Source organism: Mastigocoleus sp. MO_188.B34, from assembly GCF_030065675.1.
In the GTDB taxonomy this organism is placed as follows: Bacteria; Cyanobacteriota; Cyanobacteriia; order Cyanobacteriales; family Nostocaceae; genus Mastigocoleus.
Window position 1 is genome coordinate 15,721 of the sequence record NZ_JASJDK010000074.1, and the last position, 12,474, is coordinate 28,194.

The 12,474-nt window shown below is 38.1% G+C and carries 15 protein-coding genes; 5 read left to right on the forward strand and 10 right to left on the reverse strand.

All coding sequences use genetic code 11. The features are described 5' to 3' along the window. The first annotated feature begins 354 nt into the window (after positions 1 to 354). Both QNJ50_RS17700 and QNJ50_RS17705 read left to right on the forward strand, forming a co-directional pair. Positions 355 to 810 (forward strand): NUDIX hydrolase, encoded by a 456-nt coding sequence (locus QNJ50_RS17700; protein WP_300637605.1) that lies wholly within the window; start codon positions 355 to 357, stop codon positions 808 to 810. Positions 811 to 1,047: 237 nt separating this feature from the next. Beyond that, a complete protein-coding gene (locus QNJ50_RS17705; RefSeq protein ID WP_300637577.1) occupies positions 1,048 to 1,863 on the forward strand; it encodes an alpha/beta hydrolase in 816 nt (271 codons plus the stop codon). On the opposite strand, the gene QNJ50_RS17710 is transcribed toward QNJ50_RS17705, so the two are convergent. The 8 genes from QNJ50_RS17710 to QNJ50_RS17745 form a co-directional block, all read right to left on the reverse strand. Continuing rightward, the gene (locus tag QNJ50_RS17710) at positions 1,864 to 2,682 is read right to left on the reverse strand and encodes a pantothenate kinase (RefSeq protein WP_300637579.1); all 819 of its coding nucleotides are present in this window, start codon (positions 2,680 to 2,682) and stop codon (positions 1,864 to 1,866) included. A gap of 159 nt (positions 2,683 to 2,841) precedes the next feature. Then, positions 2,842 to 3,342 carry a YceD family protein gene (locus QNJ50_RS17715; RefSeq protein ID WP_300637581.1) on the reverse strand — a complete coding sequence of 167 codons (501 nt, stop codon included), beginning with the start codon at positions 3,340 to 3,342 and terminating at the stop codon, positions 2,842 to 2,844. A 406-nt stretch (positions 3,343 to 3,748) separates the two neighbouring features. Further along, complete coding sequence (locus tag QNJ50_RS17720) at positions 3,749 to 4,264, reverse strand: R3H domain-containing nucleic acid-binding protein (protein ID WP_300637583.1); 516 nt, start codon at positions 4,262 to 4,264, stop codon at positions 3,749 to 3,751. 63 nt (positions 4,265 to 4,327) lie between these two features. After that, entirely contained in the window at positions 4,328 to 5,479 is a 1,152-nt protein-coding gene (gene yidC / locus QNJ50_RS17725; protein ID WP_300637585.1) for a membrane protein insertase YidC, read from the reverse strand. 208 nt (positions 5,480 to 5,687) lie between these two features. Then, the gene (locus QNJ50_RS17730) at positions 5,688 to 6,077 is read right to left on the reverse strand and encodes a PH domain-containing protein (RefSeq protein ID WP_300637587.1); all 390 of its coding nucleotides are present in this window, start codon (positions 6,075 to 6,077) and stop codon (positions 5,688 to 5,690) included. Next, the gene (gene rnpA / locus QNJ50_RS17735; RefSeq protein WP_300637589.1) at positions 6,064 to 6,513 is read right to left on the reverse strand and encodes a ribonuclease P protein component; all 450 of its coding nucleotides are present in this window, start codon (positions 6,511 to 6,513) and stop codon (positions 6,064 to 6,066) included. The genes QNJ50_RS17730 and rnpA overlap by 14 nt, the downstream gene beginning before the upstream one ends. A 51-nt stretch (positions 6,514 to 6,564) precedes the next feature. Next, positions 6,565 to 6,699: a 50S ribosomal protein L34 gene (rpmH, locus tag QNJ50_RS17740; RefSeq protein WP_072207676.1), complete on the reverse strand. Its 135-nt coding sequence runs from the start codon at positions 6,697 to 6,699 to the stop codon at positions 6,565 to 6,567. A 323-nt stretch (positions 6,700 to 7,022) separates the two neighbouring features. Next, positions 7,023 to 7,529: a DUF2808 domain-containing protein gene (locus tag QNJ50_RS17745; RefSeq protein WP_300637593.1), complete on the reverse strand. Its 507-nt coding sequence runs from the start codon at positions 7,527 to 7,529 to the stop codon at positions 7,023 to 7,025. Positions 7,530 to 8,720: 1,191 nt separating this feature from the next. Between QNJ50_RS17745 and QNJ50_RS17750 the strand changes: the two genes are divergently transcribed. Next, positions 8,721 to 9,872, forward strand: coding sequence for a Re/Si-specific NAD(P)(+) transhydrogenase subunit alpha (locus QNJ50_RS17750; RefSeq protein ID WP_300637595.1), 1,152 nt, complete (start codon positions 8,721 to 8,723; stop codon positions 9,870 to 9,872). 70 nt (positions 9,873 to 9,942) lie between these two features. Here QNJ50_RS17750 and QNJ50_RS17755 read toward each other — a convergent pair whose 3' ends face one another. After that, entirely contained in the window at positions 9,943 to 10,098 is a 156-nt protein-coding gene (locus QNJ50_RS17755) for a hypothetical protein (protein WP_300637597.1), read from the reverse strand. A 15-nt stretch (positions 10,099 to 10,113) separates the two neighbouring features. Here QNJ50_RS17755 and QNJ50_RS17760 point away from each other — a divergent pair, with 15 nt between their 5' ends. Both QNJ50_RS17760 and QNJ50_RS17765 read left to right on the forward strand, forming a co-directional pair. Further along, entirely contained in the window at positions 10,114 to 10,401 is a 288-nt protein-coding gene (locus tag QNJ50_RS17760; protein WP_027846250.1) for an NAD(P) transhydrogenase subunit alpha, read from the forward strand. 244 nt (positions 10,402 to 10,645) lie between these two features. Continuing rightward, on the forward strand, positions 10,646 to 12,046 hold the full coding sequence (locus QNJ50_RS17765) for an NAD(P)(+) transhydrogenase (Re/Si-specific) subunit beta (protein WP_300637601.1): 1,401 nt from the start codon (positions 10,646 to 10,648) through the stop codon (positions 12,044 to 12,046). 116 nt (positions 12,047 to 12,162) lie between these two features. Here QNJ50_RS17765 and QNJ50_RS17770 read toward each other — a convergent pair whose 3' ends face one another. Beyond that, a complete protein-coding gene (locus tag QNJ50_RS17770) occupies positions 12,163 to 12,393 on the reverse strand; it encodes a VWA-like domain-containing protein (RefSeq protein WP_300637603.1) in 231 nt (76 codons plus the stop codon). Between the last annotated feature and the right edge of the window lie 81 nt (positions 12,394 to 12,474).

A 12,474-nucleotide genomic window follows, 5' to 3' on the forward strand; every position in this document is an offset into this window, starting at 1 on the left:
TCTCTCAAAAATCATAAATTAATATTCATAATACTTCATAATAGACTATTTACTATTAAGTATATATATACGGCAAATTATTATAATTAGTAATATGTTGCGGGCATATCCAAACACACAAATTTTTGTTTTGCTAAGTGCTAAGATATTTCCTGGATTTAAAGTAAATCCTCAAAATCTAAAAAATCACCACCAAATACAACAAAAAAGTAGAAATATTTACGAATTAACCATTTGTGAACCGAATTTTCTATGAATCACAGATGTGGTGGAGATTAGAATCTACAAAAATACTAAACAAATAAACCTTTGAATATTGAATTTTCCGCTTTGTTTGCTATAGCTATCGATCCTATGCGCAATTTATGGCGTTTTGTACATACGGTTATTGGTATTATTTTTCGCCATCCTGTTACAGGTACCAGTATTATCCCCATTTTGCCCGATGGTCGAATCGCCTTGATTCGACGTCGTGATAACGGATGTTGGGCACTACCTGGAGGTATGGTTGATTGGGGGGAAGATATTCCTTCTAGTGTCAGTCGAGAATTAATGGAAGAGACTGGTTTAGAATTACTTCATATTCGTCGCTTGGTAGGTGTATATTCAGCACCAAATCGTGACCCAAGAATTCATTCTATTTGTGTCGTTGTCGAAGCTGATGTTCGAGGAGAAATGAATATTCAAGATTCATTGGAAGTCTCAGAAGTTAAAGGGTTTGAAGTGAATTCTCTTCCCATAGGAGAAATGTCACACGACCACGACAGACAACTACAAGACTATATGAAAGGTTTAACAACACTCGCTTAATTTTGTATTTTCTCTAGCTTGCCTAAATTAAAGTTATATTTGTCAAGCAAAGTTCATAAATACACAATTGTAATTTTTGGTTATTTTATTTTTTGTGATTATAGGTTTAAATTATACCTGGAAATAACTTGTAATAATTAGCGATTACAGCAACAATTGAAGCACTTGTTTGCATTAAATTCTTATTTATAAGCATCAAATAATACTAAAATTGTTAACCATTTACTTTAGGTTAAAATGGACCATCTATTCCGTAATTCCCGTAGAAAGCTTTCGCAAGGATTATTATTCTGGCGAGAGGTTGGTAGTGGGTATCCTGTAGTTTTTTTACATGGTACTTGGAATGACAGTAGCCAATGGGTACCGGTAATGGAGTTGATTTCTCAAGAATGTCAGTGTTTTGCACCAGATTTATTGGGGGTTGGGGAATCAGAATCTCCTGATATTCACTACTCTATCGATTTACAAGTAGAGATGTTGGCAGAATTTCTCCAAGCTTTAAGGTTAGAACGAGTACTATTTGTTGGTCACTCTTTGGGAGCTTGGGTTGCGACTACTTATGCTCGTAAATATCCATCCCAAGTATCTGGAATGATATTAATTTCACCAGAAGGAGTGGAAACAGAAGCTTCAGTAAAACGTTGTCAGAAAATGCAGCGTTTGCTCAAACGTCCCTTATTTATCTTCGATCTATTGCATCTATTGCGTCCCCTAGCTAAAAGACTGGGTTTTAATATCAACCCGGAAGCTGACAAGAAATGCAGGGAATTAATGGAAGAATATCCAATCGCCACACGATTGCTGTATAACCGTCAAAATCAAGAAATATCAGCAGAAATACTGAACGACTATTTGTATGAAATAGATGCACAGGCTTTGATTTTACAAGCTGCAGATGATAATCCTGAAGCTACAGAAATGAGTCAGACCTATGCTCGCTTAGCATACAAAGCTTCATTGAAAACTATTGACAATCTATCATCGATTCCAACAAGATTAGTATCCAAAGAAATTCGAGATTTTATCGCTGGTGGATATTTACAACACTTTTAGTTACAAGTGCAGCTTTTTTTTCCAGCATCTGACTCCCCAAAAAATTAAATGTGGTTCGACCTTAACAAGTTTTGCAATCTCAGGCTTCTGGGATTGCAAATATTTTAGGAGTAAATTGCGATCGCCACCAGTAATTACAATTTTCCCATCATTAAATAAACCCAACCAATGACGAATAAAATCTTCTATTCCAGCAAGTAAAGTGTAAATTACACCACTTTGAATTGCTGTGGGAGTGTTTAAAGCATAACGCTGAGGAAGTTGTTGGGGTAATTCCACTTTTGGTAATAGCCCTGTTCTCTGGGTCAGGGTCTCTAGCTGTAAACCAAAACCCGGTAAAATCGCACCACCGACTAAGTTGTAGTGACTGTCAGCAGAAGTAAATGTAAGTGCTGTACCAGTATCAATTGTCAGTATGGGATAACCGTAATTTTCTCCAGCACCCCACAAAGCTAAAATACGATCTATTCCCAGGGAAGGGTAAAGTCTGTTAAAGGGTATATGTTCCAAAGTGACAACACGAACATTTGGATAAGTTTGCCAAATTTTAGTTTGTTCTGGAACTACAGAAGCGATTATTAGAGGAATTGTTTGGGTTATAAAGGGTAGTAATTGACCCTCGAATTCGGGATGAATTTCTGATGGGAAATTTTTGGGTGATCGGAATCTAGCTAATTTGTCTACAACAGCTTCGGATACATATTTGCTATTCCAAGCGGATATAAGTTGCTCCCCTTTAAATAATCCCCAATGTAAATTGGAATTACCAATTACTAAAGCTAACCAGATGAAAGTGTTACTATTACTTGATTGAGCCAAAATTTCAGTATTCTAAAATTAAATACTTGAGAATTTAGTACTTAATAATTTAGTACTTGAGAATAATGAAGAGAATAAACAAAGAAAATATTTAGATGTAAAAAGTAAAAATCAAAAATTAACAATAGCAAACAAAAATTAAAAAACAAAAGTCACAAACTAGGAAGGAAATTGTTTTTTTAAAGCTTCTAAAGACGCCCAACGACTGTCAATTGGCTTTTCGTTCATATCCTCAGTTACAATTCCCGGACATTTATTATCGCACAATTGACGCTGAGGTATAGCTAAACAAGCCTGCTCGTAGAGCCACTCATGGGGGTAAAAATGTCCTTGGGAAGAAAGCGTTTCAACTAGATCTTCCACAGCAACTTCTTGCTCTATGGGCAAATCACTTTCTTGTTGACTATTGGCATTTAACCAAATTATTTCTGACGTATCAATTGCTAAACGATGATTATACTGCTGCAAACAGCGATCGCAACTCAATGTGGCAATAGTCTCAGCAGTTACTGATACCTCTAAGTAGCTACCTTGGTGTTTGATGCGCATACGACCGCGAACCGGCGTTAAAGTTTCTAGTCCAGGTAAGAATTCTTTGAACTCGAATTCCTGTTTTTTCTCTGGTGTTTGTAACAGCTGCGGAATATAAATAGCATCCATTGTACTTGTGAGACATCCTCACTTCAAAATATTTGCTCTAATAATGTCTTTAGTCTAGCTTTTCTAGATCTCAGTTTGACATTTAATGCTGCTCAATGTTCTAAGTTTTGAGTTGCGCTCATCACTATATAATCTTGGCAACATAAAAATTTTGGCAACGCAGACGCCACTCAAGCGACGTCTGATGCCAATTTGTGCTCTTAAACGATAAAAATTATATTTTTCATAACCGTCGTTATCGTTAGTAACTAGTTGTGAATGACTTCTTACCCTGGGTATCTAAAATTTTGCTCCAGGAGAATGGGGTATCGACATAATATTGGAATTATGCATAACCTAACCCCAGGGTGTTAGGAAGTACAAGTCTCACAACAAATCAGAAACTTAGAGCAATTCAGCAATTTAGTTAGTGGACAGCAGCTGGGCGCACAACTAAATTACGATTGGGTTCTTTACCTCTACTGAAGGTTTCCAAATCAGTGTAATTCCGCAAATAAGTGTGAACTTGACGGCGTTCTGCTGAACTTAAAGATTGAATTTCAACTTCTCTACCAGAAGTACGGACTTCATTTGCTGCTGATGTCGCAACCTCAAAAATTTCTGCTTGTCTGGCGACCCGATAACCATCCAACTCAATGGTATAAGAAGCTTGACTTTCCCCAGGTTGATTGAGATTAAGAGCAGAATTGGCTAAATATTGAATTGCATCTAATGTATTTCCACTTTTACCTATTAGCGCCTCAATATCTTTCGCTCTCAAGTTGGTTTCATCAATTGTCAGCCAGTAGCTGCAAATAGAGGAGTTCTCATCCTCAGCAACGAAATCGTTATCGATTCTAGTTGTTACTTCAGCAGATAATCCAGCTAGTTTCAGCAATGATTCTAGCCACTGCTGACCTCTGCAATCGGGACTATCATTCATAATTAGCCTATGGCTTTTTCGTGAAAATTTTGATTGAAAAGATAGTAAGAAATAAAATACTATCTAAGTCTTTTTAGTCGTGGTTTTCTTAGAACTCTTCGGTTCGAAAGGTAATACTTTTTCCTGTGAACCTTCTGATTCCTTTTGCTGGGTATCTACAATTTTCTGTAGATCCTCAGGTAGAGGCTCCCGCGAAAGAATATAAGTTTGTAGGGTTTGGAAGATATTACCAATCACCATATACATCAATACCCCAGCAGGTAAAGGGAAAAACAAAAACATCCCCGAAATAAGTACCGGAGTAACCTTATTTACTGTATCTTGCTGAGAATTAGCATTACTGGCATTCTGTCCAGAAAGCATTTGGCTCACATAAGTGGTTATACCAAACGCCAATACCATGATGACTATATCCCAATGGATACCACCATCATCATCAAACGCTCCAACTGTACCCAAAGCATCTATGAACAAAAATCCCTGGTCTGCAGCTAATCCAGGAATTATTCCTTGAATTGTTACATCTCCAGCTTGTAAAGCTTGTAAGTTCCCATTTTCGTCAATTGCGATCCTCTCTTCACCCTTAGTAATTTTCCATTTCGGGGTCAGTTTGGCTTCAGGGTGTTCTGCTACTAATTCTTGAAATGGCTTGCCTTCGGGAGTCTGATACTGAATTTGAGTATTTTCCCCTACTACCAATTTATTACCACCAGGAAGAATAGCACTTACTTTAACATGTTCTCCGTCAGCAACATAAATATTTTGAGGAGAAGTAGAAAAGGGTTGGGGTTGAATTCGTTCGATTTGCTCTGATGGTAAGACTTGCAAGTTAACATTATAGGTAACTCCTGCAAATGGTGACCCCCGTAATGTTGCGAATAGCGCAAATAACACTGGCATTTGCAGTAATAAGGGTAAGCATCCCGCTAAAGGATTACCAAATTCCTTTTGGACGCCAAGCATTTCTTCCTGCTGCTTTTGCGGATCGTCTTTGTAACGTTCTTTTATTTCCTTCATCCGCTTTTGCATCATAGGCTGTACTATTCGTGTTTTGCGCATATTACGAATAGAACCAGCACTTAGAGGATATAGTGAAAAGCGTATAATTAATGTCAATGCTACGATCGCCAATCCATAGCTGGGCACTATGTTATAGAACATGTCTATAATCGGCAACATTACATTGTTCGAGAGAAACCCGATACCAAAATCCATTATCCTGAATTCAACCTGAGGTAGTGGTAAATTAACTGAATCTAATTTATCTAAAAGCTATGAAGATCTGCGACTGTATTTGACTACGGATAGCCGCACATTTTTTAAAAAAGTCGAAAAATCGCTTTTGTCGCTGATGGCTACATGAGCCAGAAGTCAGAATTTGGAATTATATTACCTTATTGTTGCCTGACTTCTGGCATTACAATTACTTCTTACTGGCAACAAAGTTAGGATTTTTGGCTGCTACTTTTTCACTGATGTAATTGTAGGTTTCACGAAATCTGGGAACTGCTCGCATTTCTAAACGGGTTCCATTTCGCATTGTCAATACCATATCTCCCCATAAACCTAGACCACGGGGAACTTTAGTAATTTTAGCGATCTCTGAATAAATCACATCTGACCGGCTGCGTCCCATCCAACCCCCAATCACTGAAACTCGGCGATCGGTGATGCGATAACGTAACCACAATGCTCTGACAATAGCTCCTACTGCCAAAGGTAGACCAACTACGGTAAATCCAACCAGTATATTTAAAATTAAATCCCCGATGTGGGGTCCGCCTTCAAAGTAAACTTCTTCACGAATGCCCATTTAATACCTCGGTTTTTGCCAACAACTGCTCTAATTCTTGCAGAAATTGTTGGCCTCCGCACTTACATTCTACTGCTGTTGGTTTTACAACAACTACTAATTGCCATCCTGGTGCTACTTTGGGCAACAATTGATAGAAAGCTGCTGACAACTGACGTTTGATACGATTACGAACCACTGCTCGCTTACTTACCTTTGTACTAATCGATATACCAATGCAACTAGGTTTACTTGCCTGAGATTCAGTCAATGAAACACATTTTTGCTGATGCTTACCGATTTCGCGATTGTAGCCAATGACAGTTTTTCGAGAGGATATTGAAGCAGTTTTCAAAGCCCTTAATGTCATGTAATAACCATAACAACGGGTACCTGCTCGAAAGACTGCCTGGAAATCTTTGCGCGATTTTAACCGATTTTTACGAGGCAACGCCACAATCGTTACTTATTTGATAGTTGTTTGCCTAGAATAGTTACATTTTCTATGTTAGACGCTCAAACGATGACGTCCTTTCTTTCTTCTCGCTCTAATCACATTTCTACCGTTTGGGGTCCGCATTCTGGCACGAAAACCAGAAGTTCTTTTACGCTTGCGGCAGGTGCCTCCTAATGTTCTTTTCATGGTACTGTCCTCTAAACTCCTAGAAAATCATATAAAATGTCACGATCTATGATTATACCAATATCAATATCAAATATAAATGTGACTTTTTTTAAAGTTTACTTTATATAATCTAAAATTTCTGGTTAAAGTTTATCCAGCATACAATATTCTGATGTGTCAATAGACACTATTGGGTATAATCATGATGAAAGTGATTTTTTATAGACGTAACAATTACCGTTAAAATATCTGCTCGTGGTAATGGTACGTCTACATAGGTTTACATTATTAACCTGGAAAAAGTTAAGTTTGGGAGCAAAAAATTATTTCTTAATTTTGTTCTAGCTAATATCGATGATCCAAGTACCGATATAACGAGCTAGGGGTAAATCTCCTGGAGACTGAATAGAACAATTAAAATAAAATATTCCTCCAGAGGAAGGATTGCGGGTGTTGTCTAAAATTAATTCAACTCTATTTCCCGCTGGAACTGGTTCCTTGGGGTAAATCTCGAGTACGTTACCCTCTTTGTCCCAATTGACTTTTTCTAGTTTAACTTTTTTGCCTTTAACTTTGACTTCTACTTCGTCTGTGTCAAAAGTACCTTCATAATAATTTGGATAGCTAATCACAAATTTAGCAGCAGCAACCTTCATCTTTTTCTGCGGGATTCTTAGTCTGTAACGATCCCAATCATTTGTTTGTCCGCCAAAATCTAACCGGTAACTTAATTGATTTTCGCGCTTGACTCCGCTAAACAGTGTTAATCCGGATTGCGCCAAAGTGAGAGCAGGGAAGGTACCCAACAAGCAGCCACTTACCAATAAAGCAGACAAAAAACGTTTCATGGTTAAGCTCCTCTGGCAAAAGTAAAATATCAATCTGCAGTTTGAATTACAACAGATAAAGGCTTGTAAATAAACTTTACTACTGACCCGTGAAAAATGGACGTAAAATACCCACAAAAAGTGTCTATTTTCATAGACTACTTGGATTTATGCCTGAATATGCAATTTACTTTTATTGTAGATATGTAGCACACCAATTTTTCAGGGAATTTATTTGCGATCGCTAATCGGTGATACCTCTTTCTGAAGTCAGAGGATTTCAGGATTGAATTGATTATTATGTCTTCTTCATCAACAGTTGTTGACTCAAGAACTTGAAGAATTTGGAATAGTTTTTAGCTTTTCGTGCACTTACAATACATTTATGTTATCACCGCATAAATATAGCAAGTCTATAAGCACCTTGATACTAACTGGCTTTTACTAGCTGGCTTTTACTGGTTACTCATGCTTAATAAGAGTGAATAATTGTATTAGCCGCAGAAAATTTTAATGAAATTTCGATAGATTTTAGCTTGAAGTAGAAAATAGTAAACATCAAAAAACTGTCATAAAAATAGTAATTCCATAACATCTAAATAGAACCTGTAAAAAATATTTAAAAAACAAAATTATTTCTATATTATTTTTTTAAGATTAAAAACCTTCTCAAACTTGTTTGTCTGGACGTAAACTTATCATTAAGTATATATTCTATTTATCTAACTATTTCAAAATGTTTAGATTTATATCTAAAATGATTTTTTTCTTGATAAAATTTCAGCTTTCAAATAGAACAATTATTAGCTAAATTGGGATAGATTGATTAAAACAAGTTTTACTTGGATCGACGAACATTTTTTCTAGTTATGGTTGGTTAGAATTTTGGGGATAAGTAGTTAAGTAGATTTATGACCTCAGATTTTCTAATTCCGAAAAAAAGTTAAAGCATCAATTTATAAATTGGGGATCGACATAGGATGTGCAAATAGGAAAATCTAAAAAGTTAAATATGAGCATTTTTAATATATTGCTTAGTGAACAGCAGACATTACCTTAACCGGGCAAGTACAATCAACGTCAGTTGTATTTAAATTATGTGCAATTATTCGTAAGGGGAAATAGCTGTGTTTAAATCAGCATAAATGTACTTCTAGTTCCCTAACAATTTATAGGTTGCAGATATATAGATATTAATCAGTGGGAGAGTTCATGAAAATATCAATTGCCAAAGAAATTGAAGTTTGCGAACGTCGTGTGGCATTAATTCCCGACACCGTTTCTCGGTTAGTAAAACAAGGTTTTGAAGTATTCCTAGAAAGTGGTGCGGGGGAACGGTCTTTCTTCTCTGATGCTGACTATGAAGCTGTAGGAGCAAAAATAGTTAATGATTCAGCAACATTATGGGGAGAAGCAGATATTTTACTGAAAGTAAGTCCTCCCCAAATACGTGAAGATGGGATCTCAGAGATTGATTCTCTCAAAGAAAATGCGGTACTTATTAGCTTTCTTAATCCTTTAGGAAATCCAGAGATCGCACAAAAATTGGCAGAACGCAAAATTACAGCTTTTGCGATGGAGATGATCCCCAGAACTACAAGGGCACAAAGTATGGATGCTTTGTCCTCTCAGGCTTCCATTGCTGGTTATAAAGCGGTATTAATTGCTGGCGCGGCTTTACCTAAATATTTCCCAATGCTAACAACTGCTGCTGGAACCATTGCACCGGCGAAAGTTTTTGTCATGGGTGCGGGTGTTGCGGGTTTACAAGCGATCGCTACTGCTAGACGTTTGGGTTCTGTGGTAGAAGCTTTTGATATTCGTCCTGCGGTTAAGGAAGAAGTTCAAAGTCTTGGTGCTAAATTCGTCGAAGTCAAGCTTGAAGAAGAAACCACTGCTGCTGGGGGTTACGCTAAAGAAATTTCCGCAGCCAGTAAAGAGCGTACCCAAGAAGTTGTCACCGAACATGTTAAAAATGCCGATGTGGTGATTACCACTGCTCAGGTACCTGGTAGAAAAGCACCTTTGTTAGTAACAAAAGAGATGGTTTCACAAATGAAACCAGGTGCAGTAATTGTAGATTTGGCGGCAGAACAAGGTGGTAACTGCGAGTGTACTGAACCAGGTAAGGACATCATAAAAGATGGCGTTACTATTATTGGTCCAATTAATTTACCATCATCGATGCCAGTTCACGCGAGTCAGTTGTATGCGAAAAACCTGACATCACTAATGAAGCTTTTCACCAAAGAAAATACTTTGCAGTTGAACTTTGAAGACGACATTATCAGCGCAGCTTGTATTACCCACGGAGGAGAAATTCTTTCCTCCAGAATTAAAGACGCATTAGCTGCTTTGGTGTAATTGAGTGATTAGGGATTGGCGTTAGCGCAGCGTGACGCGACAGCGTCATATGGCGACTGGGAATTGGGTACTAGCTACTGGGAAGATAACATCCGTCATTAATGACCAATCCCCATATAGCTAACCCCACTCTAACGCCAATCCCAAATCCCAAATCTCCAATCCCAAATCCCAAATCCCAAATCCCAAATCCCCAATCCCCAATCCCCAATCCCCAATCCCCCATTCCAAGGAGTTTAAAGTGACAGAAACATTACTCGCTGCTTTATTTGTATTTGTTTTGGCATCTTTTGTTGGATTTGAAGTGATCAACAAAGTACCGCCAACCCTTCATACACCTTTAATGTCAGGTTCTAACGCCATTTCTGGTATTGCCGTATTAGGTGCGATCGTAGCTTCCGGTGCAAAGGAATCAAGTTTATCAGTGACTCTTGGTTTAATTGCTGTCGCCCTAGCAACGGTTAACGTTGTCGGTGGTTTTTTGGTTACCGATAGAATGCTGCAAATGTTTAAGAAGAAAGCTGGGTGACACAATTATCAGTTACCAGTTACCGGTTATCAAGTAATGGGTAATGGGTAATTGGTAATCGGTAATAGTGATTCAGTTCGCAATTAGCAATTACCAATTAGCAATTACCAATTAGCAATCAACTGTTAACGCTTTGCAAAATATTGGTGTTTACCAAAAGAAATCTTAAGTTCATTAGTTGCTTGACGAATTAAATTTACTAATGAGCAATGACAACTGAATTATGGGAATTAACAACTGAATTATGAATGATTTTCTCCCGACTGGCATTCAGCTATCATATTTGCTTGCTGCATCTTTATTTATTCTTGGTTTAAAGAAACTGGGTTCGCCCGCTACAGCTAGAAATGGTAATGTGATCGCTGCTGTGGGTATGCTCCTAGCAATCGTAGTTACTTTATTAGACCAAAATGTGTTGAACTACCAAATGATTTTGGTAGGCTTAGCTATTGGTTCGGTTGTCGGTGCTGTGGGTGCTTATGCCGTAAAAATGACTGCAATGCCCCAAATGGTTGGTTTACTGAATGGACTTGGTGGTGCTGCTTCAGCATTGGTTGCTGTTGCTGAATTTTGGCGCTTGCTGGAACATTCTCAAACCATACCTTTAGATGTAAATATTTCCATTGTTTTGGATGTATTTATTGGTGGTATTACTTTTACTGGTAGTGCGATCGCTTTTGCAAAGTTACAGGGAATTTTACGGGGTACTCCCATTACATACCCTTTACAACAACCAGTTAATGCTTTGCTATTAATTGCCTATGTTGTAGGTAGTGTTTTCTTAGTAATGTCGCCTCATAACCTAGGAATTTTCTTGGGTATTACTGGAATTTCTTTACTTTTGGGTGTGCTGTTTGTCATCCCCATCGGTGGTGGGGATATGCCGGTGGTAATTTCGCTGTTAAACTCTTTATCTGGTTTAGCGGCTGCTGCTGCTGGTTTTGTGGTTATGAACAATATGTTGATTATTGCTGGTGCATTGGTGGGGGCATCGGGTTTGATCCTGACCCAGATTATGTGTAAAGCAATGAATCGCTCTTTGTTCAGCGTACTGTTTGGTGCATTTGGTCAAGCTGCTGCTGGAGGAGGAACTGGTGGTGACGATGGTGATAAGAGTGTCCGCAGCATCGATCCAGAAGAAGGGGCGATGATGTTGGGTTATTCTCGCTCTGTAGTAATCGTTCCTGGTTACGGTATGGCGGTAGCCCAAGCACAACATAGTGTCCGTGAGTTAGCAGATCAATTGGAAAGATTGGGTGTTGATGTAAAATATGCTATTCACCCAGTAGCGGGAAGAATGCCGGGACACATGAACGTATTGCTTGCAGAGGCGAATGTATCTTATGACTTGCTCTGCGATATGGAAGATATCAATCCCCAATTTGAGCAAACAGATGTGGCGTTAGTAATTGGTGCTAATGATGTTGTTAACCCATCTGCGCGCAGTGATGCAAATAGTCCGATTTATGGGATGCCAATTTTGGAAGTAGACCGGGCAAAACAAACTATTGTGATTAAGCGCGGAATGAGTAAAGGTTTTGCTGGTGTTGACAATGATTTGTTTTACAAAGATAAAACCACAATGCTTTTTGGTAGTGCTAAAGATATGGTTGGTAAGTTAGTTTCTGAAGTGAAACAACTTTAGAAAAGCAAGTTTTAAGTTTTGTAAGTTTTTAATTTTCTAACCTAATACTTCAAATCTGGGGACGCGATTTATGTCGCGTCTTTTATTTTGTAGCAGTAACTTCTTATTCAGACTAACTAGACAGATAACAATTTCACAACTTTACCAAAAGGAAATTCATCTTTATTTAAACCACCAGGAGTAACAACCCATAAAACAGGTAAATCTGGATAGACCTGGGGAAAATCGCCATATCCATCTGTTAAATAAACGCAAACAGCAGTATCTAAATGATTCCACTTTTCTCCAAGGAGCGAGAAAAAAGGAATAAACGAAGTACATGGAGTAGGGACGGAGCGCACCTTCACACTTCACAGCCTGCGTGTTTCTCTATCCCTCTCCCCAAACCGGACTTGACACTTTCGCGTCATCCGGCTTTCCATCATTGC